This window comes from Kineosporiaceae bacterium SCSIO 59966, from assembly GCA_020881835.1.
In the GTDB taxonomy this organism is placed as follows: domain Bacteria; phylum Actinomycetota; class Actinomycetes; order Actinomycetales; family SCSIO-59966; genus SCSIO-59966.
Genome location: CP052876.1, coordinates 2554563 through 2574441, shown reverse-complemented (window position 1 = coordinate 2574441; position 19879 = coordinate 2554563). Strand labels below are relative to the sequence as shown.

Sequence of the window (19879 nt, the reverse complement as noted above, 5' to 3'; positions counted from 1 at the left end):
AGGATGCCGACGTGACCCGGATCGCCGCGGTGGCCCCCGTCCTGCCGGAGCACCGGTACGCCCAGGAGGACATCACCGCGCTGTTCGCCGGGCTCGTCACCCCCACCGGGGACAGGCGCGCCCTGCTGGAGCGGCTGCACTCCTCGGCCGGCGTCCACCACCGGCACCTGGCGATGCCGCTGGAGCGCTACCGCACCCTCAGCGGGTTCGGCGAGGCCAACGACGTGTTCATCGACGTCGGCACCGACCTCGGCGCCCAGGCCATCTCGGCCGCCCTTGAGGCCGCGGGGCTGACCGCCCAGGACGTGGACGTCGTCCTGGCCACGAGCGTCACCGGCATCGCCGCGCCGTCCCTGGAGGCCCGTCTCGTCACCCGGCTCGGGCTGCGCCACGACGTCAAGCGGATCCCGGTGTTCGGCCTCGGCTGCGTCGCCGGCGCTGCCGGGATCGCCCGCCTGCACGACCACCTGCGCGGCGACCCGGACGGTGTCGCCGTGCTGCTCAGCGTCGAGCTGTGCTCGCTCACCGTGCAGCGCGACGACACCTCGACGGCCAACCTCGTCGCCAGCGGGCTGTTCGGTGACGGCGCCGCCGCCGTCGTCCTGGTCGGGGAGGACCGCGCCCGCCGGCTCGGGCTCGAGGCCGCCCCCCGGGTGGTCGCCACCCGCAGCCGGTTCTACCCCGACACCGAGGACGTCATGGGCTGGGACGTCGGCGGCACCGGCTTCCGGATCGTGCTGGCCGCCAGCGTCGCGGACGTCGTCGAGGCCCACCTCGCCGAGGACATGAAGGCCTTCCTCGCCGACGCCGGCCTGGAGACCGCCGACGTGGCACGGTGGATCTCGCACCCGGGCGGGCCGAAGGTGCTGCAGGCCGTGCAGGCGGCCCTGCAGCTCCCGGACGACGCGCTGCGGCCGGCCTGGCAGTCCCTCGCCGAGGTCGGCAACCTGTCGTCGTCCTCGGTGCTGCACGTGCTCGCGGCGACCCTCGCCGACGAGCCGCCGCCCCCACCGGGCTCCGCGGGGGTCCTGCTCGCGATGGGCCCCGGCTTCTGCGCCGAGCTCGTGCTGCTGCGCTGGGACGGCCCGTGAGCAGCGAGGCGTGGTTCGCCGTCCTCGTCGCCCTCGTGGTCGCCGCCCGCGTCGCCGAGCTCGCCGTCGCCCGGCGGCACCTGCGGTGGGCCGTGGCGCGTGGCGGGGTGGAGCACGGCGCCGGGCACTACCCGGTGATGGTGCTGATGCACACCGCCTTCCTCGTGGCCTGCCTGGTCGAGGTGGTCCTGCTGGACCGGCCGTTCCTGCCCTGGCTCGCCTGGCCCGCGCTCGCCGTCCTCCTCGCCGCGCACGCGCTGCGGTGGTGGTGCGTCGCCGCACTGGGGAGACGCTGGACCACGCGTGTCGTCGTCCTGCCCGGTGAGCCGCTGGTGACCCGGGGCCCGTACCGCTGGCTGCGTCACCCCAACTACCTCGCGGTCGCCCTGGAGATCCTCGCCCTGCCGCTCGTGCACACCGCCTGGCTCACCGCGGTGGTGTTCACGGTGCTCAACGCGGCGCTGCTGCTCGGGGTCCGCATCCCGGTGGAGGAGCGCGCCCTGGCCCAGGCGTCCCGGTGACCGGACGCTGGGACCTCGTCGTCGTCGGTGGGGGCCCGGTCGGGCTCGCCGCTGCGGTCGCAGCCGCCCGGCGCGGGCTGCGCAGCGTCGTGGTCGAGCAGCGGACCGGCCCGGTCGACAAGGCCTGCGGGGAGGGGCTCATGCCCGGCACGCTGCGCGCGCTCGCCGACCTCGGCGTGGACGTCGACCGGGCCCTCGGCGGCGCACCGTTCGTCGGGATCCGGTACGTCGGCCCGGACGGCGTGACGAGCGTCGCCCACCGGTTCCGGGCCGGGCCGGGGCGCGGGGTGCGTCGGACCGCGCTGCACGCCGCGCTGCGGCGCCGCGCCGACGAGGTGGGCGTCACCGTGCTGACCGGTCGGGTGGACGACGTCCAGCAGGACGGCGCGCGGGTGCGGGTCCTGGTCGCCGGCGGCACCCGTGCCGGCGGCTGCGGTGCCGGCGGCTGCGGTGCCGGCGGGGCGGTGGAGGCCCGGTGGGTGCTGGCCTGCGACGGGCTGCACTCGGTGCTGCGGCGGCGCCTCGGCCTGGACGCCGGGACGGACGGGCGGCGCTACGGCGTCCGGCGGCACGTCGCCGTCCGGCCCTGGACGGACCACGTCGAGGTGCACTGGTCCGCGGACGCCGAGGCGTACGTGACCCCGGTCGCGGCAGGGGAGGTCGGGGTCGCCGTCCTGGGCCCCCGTGGGACGGACCACGCGAGCGCGCTGACCGCGTTCCCGGCGCTGGCCGACCGGCTCGCCGGGGCAGCGTGGACGACGTCCGCGCGGGGCGCCGGGCCGCTGCGCCGGCGGGTGCGCGGCCGGGTCGCCGGCCGGGTGCTGCTCATCGGGGACGCCGCGGGCTACGTCGACGCGCTGACCGGGGAGGGGCTGCAGGTGGGGCTGGCGTCCGCGGAGGCGGCGGTGGCCGCCGTGGCCGCCGGCCGGCCGCAGGACTACGAGGCGGCGTGGCGCGAGGTCACCCGCTCCTACCGCTGGCTGACCGGCGCCCTGGTGACCGCGAGCCGGGCCGCCCCGGTGCGCCGGGCCCTGGTCCCGGCCGCGGCCAGGGCCCCGCGCCTGTTCGCCGCCGCCGTCGACACCCTCGCCACCTGACCCCCCGCCACCCCTCACGACTTCCCCGTGATCATGCAATCCCGCCACCCCTCACCCTCATCGGTGATCATGCAATCCCGCCACCCGGCGGGGCGGCGCCGGCACCGGCAGGAAGGCGTCTAGTGTCCACCATGTGAGCGCATCCCCGGTCGACGAGAGCCTGCTGCGGCAGGTGGCCGACACCCTCGAGCAGCACCGCGGCACCGTCGTCGGCCTCTCCCACGCGATCGCCGCAGACCCGGAGCTGGCCCACGAGGAGCACCGCGCCATGGACCGGTGCGCGAGCGTCCTCGAGCAGGCCGGGATCGAGGTCGAGCGCGGTGCCTACGGATTGCCCACTGCCTTCGCCGCCCGCTTCGGCTCCGGCGACACCCACGTCGTCCTGTGCGCGGAGTACGACGCCCTGCCCGAGGTCGGACACGCCTGCGGCCACAACGTCATCGCGGCGGCCGCGGTCGGTGCCGGACTGGTCCTGGCGCCGCTGGCGGAGGCCGCCGGGCTGCGGGTGACCGTGCTCGGCACCCCCGCCGAGGAGCGGTTCGGCGGCAAGGTGGACCTGCTGGACGCGGGTGCGTTCGACGACGCCGACGCGGCGCTCATGGTGCACCCGACCCCGTACGACGAGTACGGTCCGCGCAGCCTCGGCATCGAGGAGTGGCAGGTGGTCTACACCGGCCGCGCCTCACACGCCAGCGCCGCCCCCGAGCACGGCCGCAACGCTCTCGACGGCCTCGTCGCCGGCTACCAGGCCGTCGCGATGCTGCGCCAGCACCTGCGCCCCCAGCAGCAGGTACACGGGATCATCACCCACGGCGGCGACGCCCCGAACGTCGTCCCGGAGCGCACCGAAGGGCTGTTCTACCTGCGTGCCCGGACGCCGGACGACCTGGCCGACCTGCGCGAGCGGGTCCGGGCCTGCCTGAAGGGCGCGGCGACCGCGACCGGGACGTCCGTCGAGATCACCCCGGTCGGGCACACCTACCTGCCGCTGCGACCCCACGCGGGCCTGGTGGGTGTGTTCACCGACGCCTGCGCGGCTCTTGGCCGGCCGTACACCCCGGACCCGCGGGGCGACGGCCTGGGCGGGTCCACCGACTTCGGCAACGTCAGCCAGCGGCTGCCCGGCCTGCACGCCTACGTCGCCGTCCACTCCTGGCCGGCGGTCAACCACCAGCACGAGTTCGCCGCGCACTGTGTCACCCCGCAGGCGGATGAGACCCTGCTGCAGTCGGCCGGTGCCCTCGCGCTCACCGCCCTCGCCGTCGCCGGCGACCCCGGCGTCCTGCACGACCCCGACCCCACGAGCTGAGAGAGGTCCGCACCGGAGATGACCCGTACCGACGACCTTCGGTCGATGTCCGAGCGCTGGAGCGCCCACAACTACCACCCGCTGCCCGTGGTGATCTCGGAGGCCTCCGGGGCCTGGGTCACCGACGTCGACGGACGCCGCTACCTGGACTTCCTCTCGGCGTACTCGGCGATGAACTTCGGCCACCGCCACCCGCGCCTGCTCCGGGTGGCCCACGAGCAGCTCGACCGGGTCACCCTCGTCAGCCGGGCGTTCGACCACGAGACGTTCGGCCCGTTCTGCCGGGATCTCGCGCAGCTGTGCGGCAAGGACATGGTGCTGCCGATGAACACCGGCGCCGAGGCCGTCGAGACGGCGATCAAGGCCGCCCGGAAGTGGGGCTACCGGGTCAAGGGCGTGCCACGCGACGAGGCGACCATCGTCGTGGCGTCCGACAACTTCCACGGGCGCACGGTCACGATCGTGTCGTTCTCGACCGACGAGTCCGCCCGCGAGGACTACGGCCCGTACACCCCCGGGTTCCGGGTCGTGCCCTACGGCGACATCGCCGCGATGGAGCAGGCCATCGACGACACGACGGTCGCCGTGCTCATCGAGCCCGTGCAGGGGGAGGCCGGTGTCGTCGTCCCCCCGACGGGGTACCTGTCGGGACTGCGTGAGCTGTGCACGCGGGAGAACGTCCTGCTGGTCGCCGACGAGATCCAGTCCGGCCTGGGCCGCACCGGGACGACGTTCGCCGTGGAGCACGAGGGCGTCGTCCCGGACGTGTACATCCTCGGCAAGGCGCTCGGCGGTGGCATCGTGCCGCTGTCGGCGGTGGTCGCCGACGAGGAGGTGCTCGGGTTGTTCGCGCCCGGCACCCACGGGTCCACCTTCGGCGGCAACCCGCTCGCCACCGCGATCGGACGCGAGGTCGTCGCGATGCTGCGCACCGGCGAGCTGCAGGAGCGCTCCCGGGTGCTCGGCGAGCACCTCGCCCAGCGGCTCAAGGAGCTCCCCGCGGACGCCGTGGCCGAGGTGCGCAGCATCGGGCTGTGGGCCGGCGTCCAGCTGCGGCCCGAGGCCGGCCGGGCGCGGCAGGTGTCCGAGGCGATGCAGGCTCGCGGCGTGCTCGTCAAGGAGACCCACGAGTGGACGGTGCGGATCGCCCCGCCGCTCGTCATCGACCAGGCCGACCTGGACCACGGGCTCGACGCCCTCGCGGAGACCATCGAGGAGCTGCGACCGCGAGGCTGAGCCCAGCCGTGGTGGCGCTGCGCTCGCGCGCGCCAGCCCCTCGCGCCGGCTCCTCGCCCGCCGGCCCGCGCCCGGCCCCTCGCAAAATGCTGGATTTCGCCCGCGTCTCGCGGCGTGTTGCGTCTACAACCCAGCATTCTGCGCTGGAGGTGACGCTGGGGGTGAAGAGTGGGCGGCTGGGGGTGAAGAGTGGGCGCTGGGGGAGGGGGATGGGCGCTGGAGGCTCAAGGCGCCCTGGGCAACGGCCGATGCACGGAGGGTTCCGTCGGTCGTCGAAGGACTCCTCGTGCCGCAGATGTCTCGCTCCCGCCCCGCCGCCCCCGGCAGCTGGCTTCGCCGCTGCGTGTCCGGCGCCGCGCTGGCCGGGGTTGCCCTCGGTCTGCTGAGCGGTCCGGCCGCGGCCGTCACCGCCGGCCCGCTGACGTCGTCCGGGCCGGTGTCCGCGTACCCGGTCCCGGCGGCCGTGGAGACCTACAGCCCCTACCTCGGCCAGGTCAGCTGCGACCCGGCGCCCAAGCCCGGCACGGTTGCGCTGTCCGAGGTCGTCCTGGCCCACTACGGCCAGGGCCACTCCAGCGGCATCTCCCGCAGCTGCGATCAGGGCGGTCGCAGCGAGCACAAGGAGGGCCGGGCCTGGGACTGGGCGCTCGACGTCAACAACCCGGCGCACAAGGCGGCCGCGGACGAGTTCGTCGCCTGGCTCATGGCGGACGGCCCGGACGGCAAGCCGGGCTGGAACGCCCGCCGGCTCGGCGTCATGTACGTGATCTGGAACCGCCAGACCTGGTCGTCGTACAAGGCCGACCAGGGGCTGCTGGCCTACACCGGCTCCAGCCCGCACACCGACCACGTGCACGTGTCGCTGAGCTGGGCCGGCGCGATGCAGCGCACGTCATTCTGGACCGGCCGGGTCGCCGCCACCGACTACGGACCGTGCGTCGCGGTCGAGGGGCAGCTCGCGCCCCCGTACACCGCGCCGAACCTCGAGCGCTGCCCGGTGCCGGTCCGGTTGCGGTTCTGGGACGTGCCGCAGCACCACTCCTTCTTCACCGAGGTCGAGTGGCTGGCCGACCAGCAGATCACGGAGGGCCGGGCCGACGGCTCGTTCGGGGTCACGGACACCATCACCCGCGCTGAGATGGCCGCGTTCCTGTACCGGCACGCCCGCCCGTCCTGGTACCCGGCGTCCACCGAGCAGCGGTTCACCGACGTCCCCCTGGACCACCCGTTCGCCACCGAGATCGGCTGGCTCGCCGAGCAGGGGATCAGCCGTGGAGTCGGGGACGGCAGTGCCTTCGACCCGCGCGGCACGGTGACCCGTCACCAGATGGCGGCGTTCCTGCACCGGGCGCTCGGGGCGCAGGACGACTACGTGACTGCCACGCCGACGGTCGTGTTCGCCGACGTCCCGCCGACGAGCAGCTGGTACGAGGACGTCGTGTGGCTGGCCGCCAGCGGGATCACCACCGGGTCCGGTGACGGGACGGTCTTCCAGGGCGAGGACCCGGTGACGCGGGGCCAGATGGCGGCGTTCCTCTACCGGGCTTCGAACGGCTGACCGCCGGTCCCGACGCCGGTGGGACGATACCGGCAGGATGACACCCGGGTCGTTGACCTGACGGCAGCGACGGACCACGGTAGACCCATGGGGACGTCGCAGAGGGAGGCGGTGGGCCGGGACCAGTGGGCGACCAAGGTCGGCTTCCTGCTGGCCGCCATGGGGTCGGCCATCGGGCTGGGCAACATCTGGCGGTTCCCGTACGTCGTGTACGAGAACGGTGGCGGCGCATTCCTTATCCCGTACTTCGTCGCCATTCTTACGGCGGCGCTGCCGATCCTCATCTTGGAGTACGCCCTCGGGCACCTGCACCGGTCCAGCGCGCCGCACGCCTTCCGACAGGTGCGTCGCGGGTGGGAGTGGCTCGGCTGGTGGCAGGTCACAGTCGCGTTCTTCATCGCCACCTACTACGTCGTCATCCTCGGCTGGTGCCTTGCGTTCGTGTGGTACTCGGTCGGCCAGCAGTGGGGTGAGGACACCGCCGCGTTCTTCATCGGTGACTTCCTGCAGACCTCCGAGGGTGGGGCGCCAGAGGGGTTCTGGCAGGTCGGTGGCCCGGTCGTGGCGGTCCTGGTCCCCGTGCTTATCGCCTGGGCGATGATCTACACCATCCTGCGAGGTGGCGTGCGGCGCGGGATCGAACGGGCGTCCCGCGTGCTCATGCCGCTCCTCGTCATCCTGCTGCTCGTCCTCGTGATCCGTGGTGTCACCCTGGAGGGGGCAGGCGAAGGCCTCAACGTGCTCTTCACTCCGGACTTCGGGGCGCTCGCCGACCCGGGCGTGTGGATCGCTGCGTACGGCCAGGTGTTCTTCTCCATGAGCATCGCGTTCTCGATCATGATTGCGTACGCGAGCTACCTGCCACGGCGCACCGACCTGTCGAACAGCGCGTTCGTCGTCGGTCTGGCCAACTCGAGCTTCGAGTTCCTCGCCGCCATCGGCGTGTTCTCGGTCCTCGGCTTCCTCGCCGCAGCGTCCGGGTCGGCGGTCACCGACGTCGCCGGTAGCGGGGGCGTGGGGCTGGCGTTCATCGCCTTCCCTCAGATCATCAACACGCTCCCAGGGCTCAACAGCGTCATCGGGATCGTGTTCTTCCTGACCTTGTTCTTCGCCGGTCTCACCTCCATGGTGTCCATCCTCGAGCCCGGCATCGCGGCGGTTCGGGAGAAGTTCCACCTGTCCCGGACGGCGGCGGTGAACATCCTGTGCGGCGCCGCCTTCGCCGTCAGCCTCGTCTACACCACGCGCGGCGGGCTGTTCTACCTCGACACCGCCGACCGCTTCCTCAACAACTTCGGTCTGGTGGTGTCCGGGCTGCTCGAGGTGGTGCTCGTCGCCTGGGTGGGCCGGGAGCTGGCCGCGCTGCGCCGGCACGTCAACGAGATCTCGTACATCCGGGTCGGGGCGTGGTGGACCGTGTCGCTCGCTGTGATAACGCCGGTGCTGCTCGGCTCTATGACCGTCTACAACGTCTGGACCGAGGTCAACGAGCCGTACGCCGGCTACCCAGCGAGTGGGCTGCTGGTCGTGGGCTGGGGCGTGGTGGCGCTCACCCTGGTCATCGCGCTGCTGCTCAGCCAGATCCGCAAGGACCGCGAGATGAGGCTGGAGGGCTGAGCCGTGGACGGGTCCGCGATCGCGATGCTCCTGATCGGGGCGGTGCTGCTCTGGGGTGGGTTCACCGCTGCTGCGGTGCACTACTGGTGGTCGTCCAGACGGGACGGCGGCGGCACGTGACGGCTCCGGCCGCTGGTCGGGGCCGGGTTCTGCGACCGGCGCCGGCGACGAACCGGTGCGCCACGGGGCACGCTGGCCCTGCGTCGACGGAGCGACCCGTGCCCCCGGCAGGATTCGAACCTGCGACACACGGTTTAGGAAACCGTTGCTCTATCCCCTGAGCTACGGGGGCGTGCCCGGCCGTCGTTGTGGGCCGGGAGCCTGGTGGCGGCGACATCCTCGCAGATCCGCGTCCCCGGGCCACGGCATGCCCGCACGACGTGGGAAGGGGTGAGGAGAGAAGCGCTAGTGCCCGCCATCGGGTCGGCGGCGCTGCGGCCAGCGGCCCGCGGGAGGCACCTCGGTGCCGCGGCGCATCGCCGCGCCCCCGCCGGCCAGCGCGACGTCCCCGCGTGGCCCACCGACCCGGCAGCCCCGTCCCACCGTCGTCCCGGAGTCGACGACGGCGCCCGAGCGGACGACGGCACCGGGCAGCAGCACGGAGCGCCGCACAACTGCACTACGTTCCACGACGGCGCCCGCGGACACCACCGACCGGTCCACCTCTCCGGCGACCACTGCCCCGCCTGCGACGAGCGAGTCCGCGACGGCGGCTGTGCGCGCCAGCCGCGCCGGCGGCGTCCGCGCCCCCCGGGTGAGGATCGGCCAGTCGGGGTCGTCGAGGTCGAACGCCGGTCGCGGGCCGAGCAGGTCCATGTGCGCGGACCAGTACGCCTCCACGGTGCCCACGTCCCGCCAGTAGCCACCGAAACGGTGCACCCGCGCCTCCCCGGCCGCCACGAGCCGCGGCAGCAGGTGGTCCCCGAGGTCGCCGATCTGCTCAGGGTCCTCCCCGACGTCGGCGGCGACGGCGTCCAGCTCGTCCAGCACCCGTACCGGGTCGAGGACGAACACCTCGGTCGTCACCTGCCCGGACGCCGTCCGGTCGGGCTTGTAGGCGTAGTCGCGCACCCGGCCCTGGCGGTCGGTGACGACCACCCCGTACCGGGAGGCCTCGTCCCGGTCGACCGTCGTGGTCACCATCGTCACCGCGGCCTCGGAGTCCAGGTGGCCACGTACCACCTCGTCGTAGTCCATCCGGTACACCGCGTCGGCGCTCAGCACGACGAGCGCCTCCGGTGCGGCCTCACGGACGAGCGGCGCGTGCTTCCACAGCGCGTCCGCCGTCCCGTGGTGCCACCCCTCCCGCTGCGCACCCCGGGCCGGCGGCAGCAGCACCAGACCACCCGTGGTCCGGTCGAGGTCCCACGGGCGGCCGTTGACGAGTGCCTCCGCCAGCGACACCGGATGCTGCTGCTGGGCGATCCACACCTCCGGCATCCCACTGTGACGGCAGCTGCTCAGCGGGAAGTCGATGAGCCGGTAGCTGCCGCCGAAGGGCACCGCCGGCTTGGCGCGGCGCTCCGTGAGCAGCTCCAGCCGGCTGCCGGCGCCGCCGGCCAGCACGAGGACGAGGACACGCGACGGGGCCATCTGCGCAGGCTAGGCAGCCCAACCCGTTCAGGCACTCCCACCGCAGTGAGCCAGGTGGGCCCGGACGGCGCCGCGCCGGTTAGCGTTGCCGCATGCCCGACAGCCCGCAGCCGACCCAGGCCGCCGCGCCGCAGCCGACGGCGGCTCCCGCTGCTGACCGGGCGCCTGCCGCCGGGCAGGCGGGCGCGGTCACCGGGCTGGCGGGCGCGGTCGCCTCGTGGCGGGCCGACCTGGCCGCCGTCGGCGGCACGGACCCGCTGACCCGTTACCGCGACCTACCCGACGGCACGCTGGACCTGGGCAGCGCGCACCCCTCCGGCCTGGCGGGGTTCCTCGCCGGTCGCCCGACGCTGCTGTCCAGCCTGTTCCGTGAGCCGGCCGCGCTGTCCGACGCGCGCCGCCGGGCCCGCGCCGTCCGACTGGCCGCGACCGCCCTGGCCGACGAGCACGGGCTGCGCGCCGCGCACCTCGCCGTCGGCATGGTCAGCTGGCGCGACGGGGACGACACCGTGACCGGACCCGTTCTGCTGCGGCCGCTCACCCTGCGGCCCCGTGGGGTGGGGCAGAGCGACTACGACCTCTCCCTGGGCGGACCCGTGCGCACGAACCCGGCGCTCGTCCGACTGCTCGCCGCGGCCGGTCGCCCGCTGGACCCGCGGGAGCTGGAGGCCCTGGCCACCCGCGGGCCCGGATTCGACCCCACCCCGGCGTTCGACCGGCTCGCCGACGTCGCTGGCGGCCTGCCGGGTCTGGTCGTGCGGCAGCGGCTCGTCGTCGGCACGTTCGTCGACCTGGCCCCCGCCCTCGTCGCCGAGCTCGACCGACTGGCGCCGGGACTGGCCGGCCACGACGTCGTCGCCGCGCTCGCCGGCGACACCGAGGCGCGCAGCCGGCTGGCCGCCGCGGCGAGGTCCCGCGGCCCGCGGGTGGCCGACGGCACGGACGACGTCCGCGCCCTGCCCCTGGACGCCGACCAGCGCGCCGTCCTGCAGGCCGTCGTGTCGGGGCGGTCGGTGCGGGTGGAGACCCCGCCGGGCACCGGTGCCACCCAGCTGTTGGCCGGTCTGCTGGCCGCGCTGGCCGTTGGCCGGCGGCGGGTGCTCCTCGTCGCCGCGCAGCGGACCGAGCTCGCCGACGTCGTGGCCCGGCTCGCCGCGGTCGGTCTGCAGGACGTCGTCCAGGTCCCCGGCGACGTCGCCCCACCGCCGCCGGCGTCCGGCGCCGCGCAGGAGCCGCGCAGCGGTCACGCCGGGGACCCGATGGCCCTGCTGCGCCGCCAGCACCGGGCCCTGCACGCGCGACGGGACCCGTGGGGGGTCAGCGCCCTGCAGGCCCTGCACGAGCTGACCGCCCTCACCGCGCGCCGGCCGGCGCCGCGGACCACCGTCCAGCTCCAGGAGCCTGTGCTGCGCCGCCTCGACGAGCCGGCCCGGGCCCGGGCGGCCGCGGCCCTGCGGGAGGCCGCCGACCTGGGTGTCTTCGAGCGGTCCGCCCGCAGCAGCCCCTGGTACGGCGCCCGGCTCACCGACGACGCCGAGGCCGACCAGGTCCTGACCGTCGTCCGGGACCTCGCCGAGCAGCGGCTGCCCGCCCTGCGCGCGGCGATGGACCGGGTCGCCGCGGACGCCGGGCTGGCCCCGGCCGGCAGCGTCGGCGCCTGGAGCGACCAGCTGGAGCTGCTGCTCGGCGTCCGGGACACCCTGGACCTCTTCACTCCCGCCGTCTACGAGCGGCCGGTCACCCAGATGGTGGCCGCGACCGCGTCGTCCCGGTGGCGCGCCGAGCACGGCATCCAGATGGGCGTCCTGCAGCGGCGGCGCTGGGAGAAGCAGGCCCGTGAGCTGGTCCGGCCCGGCGTCGCCGTGCCCGACCTGCATGCGGCGCTCGTCGCCGCCCAGGCCCAGCGCGAGCAGTGGCAGCGGGCCTCCCGCGGCGGCGGCTGGCCCCGGGTGCCGTTCGGGCTCGCCGAGGTGGACGCCGTGCATGCCGCCGTCGTCGAGCAGCTGCGCCGGCTGGAGACCGTCCTGGCCGGGACCGAGGAGGGCGGGCGGCTGCTCGACGTCCCGCTCGCTGACCTGCAGCGCCGTCTCGAGCGCCTCGCCGCCGACGCCGGCGACGTGCCGCTGGTGGCGCGGCGCACCGCCGCCCTGGACGCTCTGGGGGACCTCGGCCTGGAGCCGCTGGTCGCCGACCTCATCGCCCGCGCCGCCCCCGCGCAGACCGTGGCTGCCGAGCTCGACCTGGCCTGGTGGCGGTCGCTGCTGCAGCTGCTGCTCGCCGGTGACCCGGACCTGGCCGCCGCCGACGCGGCCGCGCACGCAGCCGCGCTGGAGGCCGTCCGGTCGGCGGAGCTGCGGCGGCAGGGCGCCGTGGTCCGCTCGGTGCGCGACGCCGTCGCGGTCGCCGGTGCTGCACCCGTCGTGGCCACGACCCCGATGGCCCTGCCCCAGGAAGTCGGCGCAGACGCCCGGTTCGACGTCGTCGTCCTCGCCGGTGGGCACCGGGTCGGGACCGCCGAGGCCGTCCTCGCCCTGGCCCGGGCGCCGCAGGTCGTCGTCCTCGGCGACCCCGCAGGACTGCCCCCGGCGCCGGTGGTCGTCGCCGGGGAGAACCCGAGCCGCACGGCAGCGCCGGCGGTGGACGCCCCACCGCGACCCGGCGTCCTGGACCTGCTCGCCGACGTCCTGCCGACCCACCGGCTGCGCCACCAGCACCGGATGCCGGCCGCCGTCGTCCGGGTCGCGGACGCCGTCCGCCCCCGCGGAGGGGACGTCCCGGCGACGGCGCGGGTCCCGGCACCGCCGCGGCTTGCCTCCGCGGACCTCGTGCTCGTGCCGGACGGCGTGGGGTCCCCGGACGCCGACGGCGGGGTGGAGAGCGTCCAGGCCGAGGTCGACCGCGTCGTCGCGCTCGTGCTCGAGCACGCCCGGACCCGGCCGCAGGAGTCCCTCGCCGTGCTGACCCTCGGCCCGCGGCACGCCCGGCGCGTCGCCGACGCCCTGCGCGCCGACCTGCCCGACCACCCGGACGTCGCCCGTTGGCTGGCCGCGCAGACCCGGGAGCCGTTCGTCGTCACCGACACCGACCGCTGCGAGGACGCCGTCCGGGACTCGGTCGTGCTGAGCGTCGGGTTCGCCCGGACGCCGCACGGGCGGGTGCTGCACCGGTTCGGCCGGCTGGACGCCGACGGTGGTGACCGGCGGCTCGCCGTCGTCGCCAGCCGGGCCCGGCGGCACCTGACCGTCGTCTCCTGTCTCACCGCCGCCGACCTGGACCCCGACCGGCTCCGGACGCCGGGCGCGCGGGGCCTGCGGTCGCTGCTCGAGGCGCTGGAGGCGTCAGAGGCGCCGGACGACGGGGCGGCGGCCAGCGGGCACCAGCTCGCCGACCCTCTGCTCGCCGACCCCCTGCTCGCCGATCTCGCCGACCGGCTCGCCGCCCGCGGCCACGACGCCCGGGTCGGGCCCGGCGGCGTCCCGGACCTGGTCGTCGACGCCGACGGCGAGCGGCCGACCGCGGTGGTCACCGACCTGCACCCGGCGGACGCACCGGAGGAGGCCCTCAGCGACGCCCTCGTCGTCCGTCACCTGCTGCTGCCGGACCAGCTGCGCCGGTTCGGCTGGCGGGTCGTGCGGGTCGGCGCCGTGGGGCTGTTCACCGACCCCGAGGCCCAGGTGGACCGGGTGCTCGGCACCGAGGGTGGCGGGATTGCATGATCACGACGAGGGGATGTCGGCTGATCACCGAGGGTGGGCAGGCGGAGGGTGGCGGGATTGCATGATCACCGAGGAGGGGCGTGGGGGTGGGCGCGGCGAGGGCGACGAGCCGATGCTGCCGGAGCGTGCCGACGACGACCGGGACGAGGGCTGGGGTGAGCCCCCCGACCCCGAGGACGACGACCGCATCCTGCGGGAGCGGCCGCCGCACTGGTGACGCACTGATGAGAGGTCAGGGTGCGTCGCCCTGGCGCGCGCGCAGCAGGTCCCGGATCTCCCGGAGCAGCAGGACGTCCTCCGGCGGCGCCTGGACCTCGGGCTCCTCGCCGCGCCGCCGGCGCTCCATGAGCCGGTTCACCGGCACGACGACCGCGAAGTAGACCACCGCCGCGACGATCACGAAGTTGATCAGGGCGGTGATCGTCGTGCCGATGACGACCGGGCCCCAGCCCACGTCGCTGACGTCCGGGACGCCGCCGAGCGCCGCGATCAGTCCGCCGATGAAGTCGTCGGCGAACGCGCTGACGACGGCGCCGAAGGACGCCCCGACGACGACCGCGACGGCGAGGTCCACGACGTTGCCGCGCAGCAGGAAGTCCTTGAAACCCTTGAGCATGACCGCTCCCTCCTGGTGACCCTGGTGACGGACCACCGCGGTCGGTGGCGCCGGAGCTCACGCTAGGGGAGCACGGCGAGCAGCAGCGGACGTCGTCCCGCAGTGGCGGCCACCCGTGTCGCCTCCGCGCGGTCCAGGGCCAGGACGACGGTGCGGCCGGTGTCCTCCGCCCCCAGCAGGCCGCTGTCCGCCACCGGGACGTGCAGCACCGTCGCGTCCTCGACGATCACCTCACCGTGGGCCTCCGGTGAGGTGAGGTCGGCCCCGGCCAGCACGGCGACCGGGTCACCGGGGGAGACCAGGGCGAGGGCCTCGCCCTCGACCCGCACCGGCACCGCCCAGCTGCCGGGCGGGGCACCGGTGAGCAGCCCCGCGGCACGTACCCGTGCGTCGGTGAGCACCTCGCCGGCACGCACGGCGGCGCTGAGCCGGGCGCCCTGGGCCCGGCCGGGCGCCAGCGCCCCCGCCGGCACCGCAGCCGCCGGCAGCCGGACGGTGGTCACGTCGGCGGCGGCGAGCACGTGCCCGGCGGGCAGGTCCCGGGTCGTTGCGGCCACCGGTGCGCCCGGGTCCGCGGACGGTGCCAGCGCATCGACACCGACCGCGACCGCGGCGGCCAGCAGGAGCCCGGCGACGAGCCGCCGGGCGCGGGCGGTGCGACGAGGCGGCAGCCGACGCCCCCGGGGACGGCGCAGCGCGACGCGCAGGGCACGCACCGCGCTGTCAGGGCAGGTCGAAGGGGAGCGGCTGGCCGTCCAGCGCGTGCCGGCAGGTGCAGTCGGCCTCCGGGCCGGGCAGCCGGGCGATCGCCGCGGCGACGAGGTGCTTGAGCCGTTCGACGTTGCGCCCGAACACCTCGAGCACCTCGGCGTGGGTGACGCCCTCGCCCTGCTCGACGCCGGCGTCCAGGTCCGTGACGAGGGAGACGGTGGTGAAGCACATCGCGAGCTCGCGGGCGACGGCCGCCTCGGGCATCCCGGTCATACCGACGACCGACCACCCCGCCGCCGCGTGCCAGCGGGACTCCGCTCGGGTGGAGAACCGTGGACCGTTGACGACGACGAGGGTGCCGCCGTCCACGACGTCCAGCGGCGGCTGCGGCCCCGTCTCCTGGTCGTGGGTGCCGGCGTCGAGCACGGCGCGCCGTCCGACCGGGCAGTACGGGTCCGCCATCGGGGCGTGCACGACGGTGCCCGGGGCGTCGTAGATCGTGGCCGCCCGGCCGTGGGTGCGGTCGACGACCTGGTCCGGGACGACGACGGTCCCCGGACCCAGCTCCGGGCGCAGCGACCCGACGGCGCTCGGCGCGAGGACCTGGCGGACCCCGACCGCGCGTAGCGCCCACAGGTTCGCCCGGTAGTTGACGAGGTGCGGCGGCAGCCGGTGGTCCCGCCCGTGCCGGGGCAGGAACGCCACCGCCCGGCCCGCGAGGGTGCCCACGACCGGCTGCTCGGCGGGCTCACCGAACGGGGTCGTCACCTCGACGGGGCGGGCGTCGTCGAGAAAGGAGTAGAAGCCGGAGCCGCCGATGACGCCGACGTCCGCGCGAGGTTCCGTCATGGACCCGGACGGTAGCGCCGCGGCAGGACCGCCCAAGGGCGCGCCCACCCGTGCTGTGGACGACGCGGGACGGGCTGCGCCGGCTGTGGAGAGCGGTGAGACGAGCGGTGGGCGGCCGGGGGTGGTCAGGCGGCCGAGCCGGACGACGACGCCCCGGACGACGATGCCCCGGACGACGAGGACCCGGACGACGAGGACCCGGACGACGAGGCCCCGGACGACGAGGTCGCCGACCCGGACTTCGCCTCAGCCGAGGAGCCGTTCCCGTTCGAGGAGCCGTTCCGGGAGCCGCCGCCACCAGTGGAGGTCCGGTCGGCACGCGAGTCGGTCGCGTAGAACCCGGAGCCCTTGAACACGATGCCCACGGTGTTGAACAGCTTGCGCACGGTGCCCGCGCACTCGGGGCACTCGGTGAGCGCGGGGTCGGAGAACGACTGGCGCACCTCGAACCGGTGCTCGCAGTCGGTGCACGCGTACGCGTAGGTCGGCACGATGGACCTCCTGGCAGGACGGCGCCCCCGGATCTGGCACTCCAAGGGCGAGAGTGCCAAGTCTAGCGCCTGCGCCGAAGGTGCCGCCTCCGCCGTGCGTCCGCCACGCGTCCGCTACCCGTCCGCCGTGCCCCCGCCGCCCTCCGCCGCGCGTCCGCCCCGGGACGGTCGGCCGCGGTGGCTACTCTCGCGGCGTGGCCCGTGCTCGCTCCCTGCGCACCGTCGGCGTCGTCGTCGCCGCCGTGCTCGCCGTCGTCCTCGTCGTCTCCCTCGTCACCGTGGTCGTCATGGTGCGCCGGCCGCTGCCGTCGTGGTCGGGGGAGGCCGACGTCAGCGGCCTCGACCGCGAGGTGACCGTGCTACGGGACGCCAACGGCGTCCCGCACGTCTACGCCGACACCGCCGAGGACCTCTTCGCCGGGCAGGGCTACGTGCACGCGCAGGACCGGTTCTTCGAGATGGACCTGCGCCGGCACATCACCGCCGGCCGGCTGTCCGAGCTCGTCGGCGCCAACCCCGACGCGCTCGCCGCCGACCGGGTGATCCGCACGCTCGGCTGGCGGCACGTCGCCGAGCAGGAGGAGGCGCTGCTCGACCCGGACTCCCGCCGCTACCTGCAGGCCTACGCGGACGGCGTGAACGCCTACCTGCGCGACCGGTCGCCCAGTGAGCTGTCGGTCGAGTACACGGTGCTCGGCGCCCAGGTCGACCTGCCCCGCGTCGAGGAGTGGGACGTCGTGGACTCCCTGGCCTGGCTCAAGGCGATGGCCTGGGACCTGCGCGGCAACTACGACGACGAGATGGGCCGGGCTCTCGCCTTCGGAGCGATCGGGGACGTCGGTCGGGTCGAGGAGCTGTGGCCGCCGTACCCGACCGAGCGGCACGCCCCGATCCTGCCGGACGCCGGTGTCGCCGACGACGATGCCGACGACGACGACGACGCCGACGACGACGCCGCGGCCACCGGTCCGGCGGCCCGGGCGGACACGGCCGCCGCCCAGGCCGCCGCCCTCGCCGCCGCCCAGCCGGCCCTGCAGGCCGCCTCCGAGGCCCTGGACGCCGTCCCGGCGCTGGTCGGCACCGGCGACGGCATCGGCTCGAACTCGTGGGTCGTCTCCGGTGAGCACACCGAGACCGGCGCCCCGCTGCTGGCGAACGACCCGCACCTGGGGCCGAGCGTGCCGAGCACCTGGTACCAGGTCGGCCTGCACTGCACCCAGGTCGACGAGCAGTGCCCGTTCGACGTCTCCGGCTACTCGTTCTCCGGCCTGCCGGGTGTGATCATCGGGCACACCGCCGAGATCGCCTGGGGCTTCACCAACCTCGGCCCCGACGTCACCGACTTCTGGCTGGAGCGGGTGGCCGGTGACACCTACCTGCGAGACGGCCAGCAGCTGCCCGTGCAGACCCGCACCGAGGTCATCAAGGTGGCGGGTGCGGACGACGTCGAGCTCGAGGTGCGCTCGACCGGGCACGGCCCGATCATCTCCGACGTCCTGCAGGACGTCGCGGCGCTCGGCACCCGTGCCCCGCTGCCGGAGGACTCCCCGGTGCAGGGGACCGGTTTCGAGGTGGCGCTGCAGTGGACCGCGCTGGAGCCCGGTCGCACCGCCCAGGCGGTGTTCGCCCTCAACGCCGCGACCACCTGGGAGGAGTTCCGCGCCGCGGCAGAGCTGTTCGAGGTGCCGTCGCAGAACCTCGTGTACGCCGACACCGACGGCAACATCGGCTACCAGGCACCCGGACGGATCCCGATCCGCCCGTCGGGCAGCCAGCTCGGCAAGGCCGACGGCACGTGGCCGCGCCCGGGCTGGGACAGCTCGTGGGACTGGACCGGCTACATCCCCTTCGACGAGCTCCCCTCGGTGCTCAACCCGGAAGAGGGTTTCATCGTCACGGCCAACCAGGCCGTCGTCGGCCCCGAGTACCCGTACCACCTCACCGACGACTGGGCCTACGGCTACCGCTCCCAGCGGATCCGTGCGGCGATCGAGGAGGCGATCGGCTCCGGACGCCGCCTCGGCGTCACCGACATGCAGGCCCTGCAGCTGGACACCCGGAACGGCTTCGCGCCGGTCCTGGTGCCCGCGCTGCTCGCCGCCACGCTGCCGGTCAGCGACTCGATGAGCGTCGAGCAGCGCAACTTCACCCGCGAGGCGGTCGACCTGCTGCGGGACTGGGACTACTCCCAGGACGCCGACTCCGCCGCGGCCGCCTACTTCAACGCCGTCTGGCGCCAGCTCCTCGAGCGCACGTTCGCCGACGAGCTGCCCGGCGGCGTCCGGCCCGACGGCGGCGACCGCTGGTTCGAGGTCGTCGGCGCCCTTCTGCAGGAGCGGGACAGCACCTGGTGGGACGACCAGACCACCCCCACCATCCTGGAGAACCGGGACACGATCATCGAGCAGTCCCTGCACGCCGCCCGTGCTGAGCTGACCGCCCGGCTCGGCAAGGACCCCGAGGAGTGGCAGTGGGGCCGGCTGCACACGCTGCAGCTGCAGCACAACCCGCTCGGCGGGTCAGCCGTCCCCGGCCCGGTCCGCGACCTGTTCAACCCTGATCCCGTCCAGCTCGGCGGTGGCAGCTCCATCGTCAACGCCACCGGCTGGGACGCCTCCGCCGAGGACTACCGCGTGACCTGGGTGCCCTCGATGCGGATGGTGGTCGACCTGGGTGACCTCGACCGCTCGACGTGGATCGACCTCACCGGTGTCAGCGGGCACCCCTGGTCCGGGCACTACACCGACCAGCTCGACCTGTGGGCGGACGGCGAGCAGCTCCCCTGGGCGTTCAGCCCGGACGCCGTGCGCGCCGCGGCCGAGCACGAGCTCACCCTGCAGCCCCGGGACGGCGGGCCGTAGCCCGCGCGGCCCACCCCGCGAGCGGCACCCAGCCGGACGGCGTCGCCGCGGCGTCCACCGGGACGTCGTGCGGACCGGCCGGCACCTCGCCGGCGGCCAGCAGCTCGTCGTCGTGGACGAGCGCGACGACCGGCGGGCGGCCTGGCCCCAACCGGGCCAGCGTGCGGTCGTAGTAGCCGCCGCCCTGCCCCAGCCGGGCGCCGGAGCGGTCCACGGCCAGGGCCGGGACGACGAGCACGTCGCACCCGGCCACGGCCCGCGGCCCCAGCCGCGGACCGGCCGGCTGGCTCAGCCCGAGAGGTCCGGGGACGTCGGCGCCGTCGTCCACCGCCCAGTCCAGCGGCCGCCCGGGCCCGGTGACGACCGGCAGCAGGACGACGGCACCGGCGGCGTGCAGCGCGCGCAGCAGCGGCCCGGTGCCGGGCTCGCCCGGCCGCGAGCGGTAGCAGGCCACCCGGCGGGCGGCGCGCACCGCCGGCACCGCCGTGACCACGGCAGCGAGCCGCTCGGCCGCCCGGTCCCGCTCGTCGTCCGGGCGGGCCGCCCGCCGCTGGCGCACCTGCGTCCGCAGTGCCGCCTTCGTGTCCACGCCCGTCCTCCCGCCTACGATGCG

At 75.1% G+C, this 19879-nt stretch carries 17 protein-coding genes and 1 tRNA gene; 11 read left to right on the top strand and 7 right to left on the bottom strand.

Annotated elements, in window-relative coordinates:
- Positions 1-11: 11 nt before the first annotated feature.
- The 8 genes from HJG43_12045 to HJG43_12010 all read left to right on the top strand — a co-directional run bounded on the left by HJG43_12045 (position 12) and on the right by HJG43_12010 (position 8549).
- A complete protein-coding gene (locus tag HJG43_12045) occupies positions 12-1091 on the top strand; it encodes a type III polyketide synthase (GenBank protein ID UER55147.1) in 1080 nt (359 codons plus the stop codon).
- A complete protein-coding gene (locus tag HJG43_12040; GenBank protein ID UER55146.1) occupies positions 1088-1612 on the top strand; it encodes a hypothetical protein in 525 nt (174 codons plus the stop codon). Before HJG43_12045 ends, HJG43_12040 begins: the two co-directional genes overlap by 4 nt.
- The gene (locus tag HJG43_12035) at positions 1609-2709 is read left to right on the top strand and encodes an FAD-dependent oxidoreductase (protein ID UER55145.1); all 1101 of its coding nucleotides are present in this window, start codon (positions 1609-1611) and stop codon (positions 2707-2709) included. The genes HJG43_12040 and HJG43_12035 overlap by 4 nt, the downstream gene beginning before the upstream one ends.
- A 160-nt stretch (positions 2710-2869) precedes the next feature.
- Positions 2870-4018: an amidohydrolase gene (locus HJG43_12030; protein ID UER55940.1), complete on the top strand. Its 1149-nt coding sequence runs from the start codon at positions 2870-2872 to the stop codon at positions 4016-4018.
- An 18-nt stretch (positions 4019-4036) separates the two neighbouring features.
- The gene (rocD, locus tag HJG43_12025) at positions 4037-5254 is read left to right on the top strand and encodes an ornithine--oxo-acid transaminase (protein UER55144.1); all 1218 of its coding nucleotides are present in this window, start codon (positions 4037-4039) and stop codon (positions 5252-5254) included.
- Positions 5255-5540: 286 nt separating this feature from the next.
- Positions 5541-6812, top strand: coding sequence for an S-layer homology domain-containing protein (locus HJG43_12020; protein ID UER55143.1), 1272 nt, complete (start codon positions 5541-5543; stop codon positions 6810-6812).
- 87 nt (positions 6813-6899) lie between these two features.
- A complete protein-coding gene (locus tag HJG43_12015) occupies positions 6900-8429 on the top strand; it encodes a sodium-dependent transporter (GenBank protein UER55142.1) in 1530 nt (509 codons plus the stop codon).
- A 3-nt stretch (positions 8430-8432) separates the two neighbouring features.
- Entirely contained in the window at positions 8433-8549 is a 117-nt protein-coding gene (locus tag HJG43_12010; GenBank protein UER55141.1) for a MetS family NSS transporter small subunit, read from the top strand.
- A gap of 99 nt (positions 8550-8648) precedes the next feature.
- On the opposite strand, the gene HJG43_12005 is transcribed toward HJG43_12010, so the two are convergent.
- Positions 8649-8721: transfer RNA gene (locus HJG43_12005), tRNA-Arg, on the bottom strand.
- A gap of 113 nt (positions 8722-8834) precedes the next feature.
- Positions 8835-10022: an NTP transferase domain-containing protein gene (locus HJG43_12000; protein UER55140.1), complete on the bottom strand. Its 1188-nt coding sequence runs from the start codon at positions 10020-10022 to the stop codon at positions 8835-8837.
- Between the two features lie 92 nt (positions 10023-10114).
- Here HJG43_12000 and HJG43_11995 point away from each other — a divergent pair, with 92 nt between their 5' ends.
- The gene (locus HJG43_11995) at positions 10115-13738 is read left to right on the top strand and encodes a hypothetical protein (protein ID UER55139.1); all 3624 of its coding nucleotides are present in this window, start codon (positions 10115-10117) and stop codon (positions 13736-13738) included.
- A gap of 61 nt (positions 13739-13799) precedes the next feature.
- Positions 13800-13955 carry a hypothetical protein gene (locus tag HJG43_11990; protein UER55138.1) on the top strand — a complete coding sequence of 52 codons (156 nt, stop codon included), beginning with the start codon at positions 13800-13802 and terminating at the stop codon, positions 13953-13955.
- Positions 13956-13970: 15 nt separating this feature from the next.
- On the opposite strand, the gene mscL is transcribed toward HJG43_11990, so the two are convergent.
- From mscL to HJG43_11970, 4 genes are all read right to left on the bottom strand, one after another.
- The gene (mscL, locus tag HJG43_11985; protein ID UER55137.1) at positions 13971-14354 is read right to left on the bottom strand and encodes a large conductance mechanosensitive channel protein MscL; all 384 of its coding nucleotides are present in this window, start codon (positions 14352-14354) and stop codon (positions 13971-13973) included.
- 62 nt (positions 14355-14416) lie between these two features.
- On the bottom strand, positions 14417-15070 hold the full coding sequence (locus HJG43_11980) for a hypothetical protein (protein ID UER55136.1): 654 nt from the start codon (positions 15068-15070) through the stop codon (positions 14417-14419).
- Between the two features lie 7 nt (positions 15071-15077).
- On the bottom strand, positions 15078-15914 hold the full coding sequence (locus tag HJG43_11975; protein UER55135.1) for an S-methyl-5'-thioadenosine phosphorylase: 837 nt from the start codon (positions 15912-15914) through the stop codon (positions 15078-15080).
- A 125-nt stretch (positions 15915-16039) separates the two neighbouring features.
- On the bottom strand, positions 16040-16405 hold the full coding sequence (locus HJG43_11970; GenBank protein ID UER55134.1) for an FmdB family transcriptional regulator: 366 nt from the start codon (positions 16403-16405) through the stop codon (positions 16040-16042).
- 287 nt (positions 16406-16692) lie between these two features.
- On the opposite strand from HJG43_11970, the gene HJG43_11965 reads away from it, so the two are divergent.
- Positions 16693-19266, top strand: coding sequence for a penicillin acylase family protein (locus tag HJG43_11965; GenBank protein UER55939.1), 2574 nt, complete (start codon positions 16693-16695; stop codon positions 19264-19266).
- Here HJG43_11965 and HJG43_11960 read toward each other — a convergent pair.
- Positions 19235-19876, bottom strand: a complete 642-nt coding sequence (locus tag HJG43_11960; GenBank protein UER55938.1) for a 5-formyltetrahydrofolate cyclo-ligase — start codon at positions 19874-19876, stop codon at positions 19235-19237. The two genes, HJG43_11965 and HJG43_11960, sit on opposite strands and share 32 nt — an antisense overlap.
- Positions 19877-19879: the final 3 nt, after the last annotated feature.

Coding starts and splice junctions, on each gene's coding strand:
- rocD (UER55144.1), top strand. CDS start 4,037: ATGACCCGTACCGACGACCTTCGGTCGATGTCCGAGCGCTGGAGCGCC.
- HJG43_12015 (UER55142.1), top strand. CDS start 6,900: ATGGGGACGTCGCAGAGGGAGGCGGTGGGCCGGGACCAGTGGGCGACC.
- HJG43_12000 (UER55140.1), bottom strand. CDS start 10,022: ATGGCCCCGTCGCGTGTCCTCGTCCTCGTGCTGGCCGGCGGCGCCGGC.
- HJG43_11995 (UER55139.1), top strand. CDS start 10,115: ATGCCCGACAGCCCGCAGCCGACCCAGGCCGCCGCGCCGCAGCCGACG.
- HJG43_11990 (UER55138.1), top strand. CDS start 13,800: ATGATCACCGAGGAGGGGCGTGGGGGTGGGCGCGGCGAGGGCGACGAG.
- mscL (UER55137.1), bottom strand. CDS start 14,354: ATGCTCAAGGGTTTCAAGGACTTCCTGCTGCGCGGCAACGTCGTGGAC.
- HJG43_11975 (UER55135.1), bottom strand. CDS start 15,914: ATGACGGAACCTCGCGCGGACGTCGGCGTCATCGGCGGCTCCGGCTTC.
- HJG43_11965 (UER55939.1), top strand. CDS start 16,693: ATGGTGCGCCGGCCGCTGCCGTCGTGGTCGGGGGAGGCCGACGTCAGC.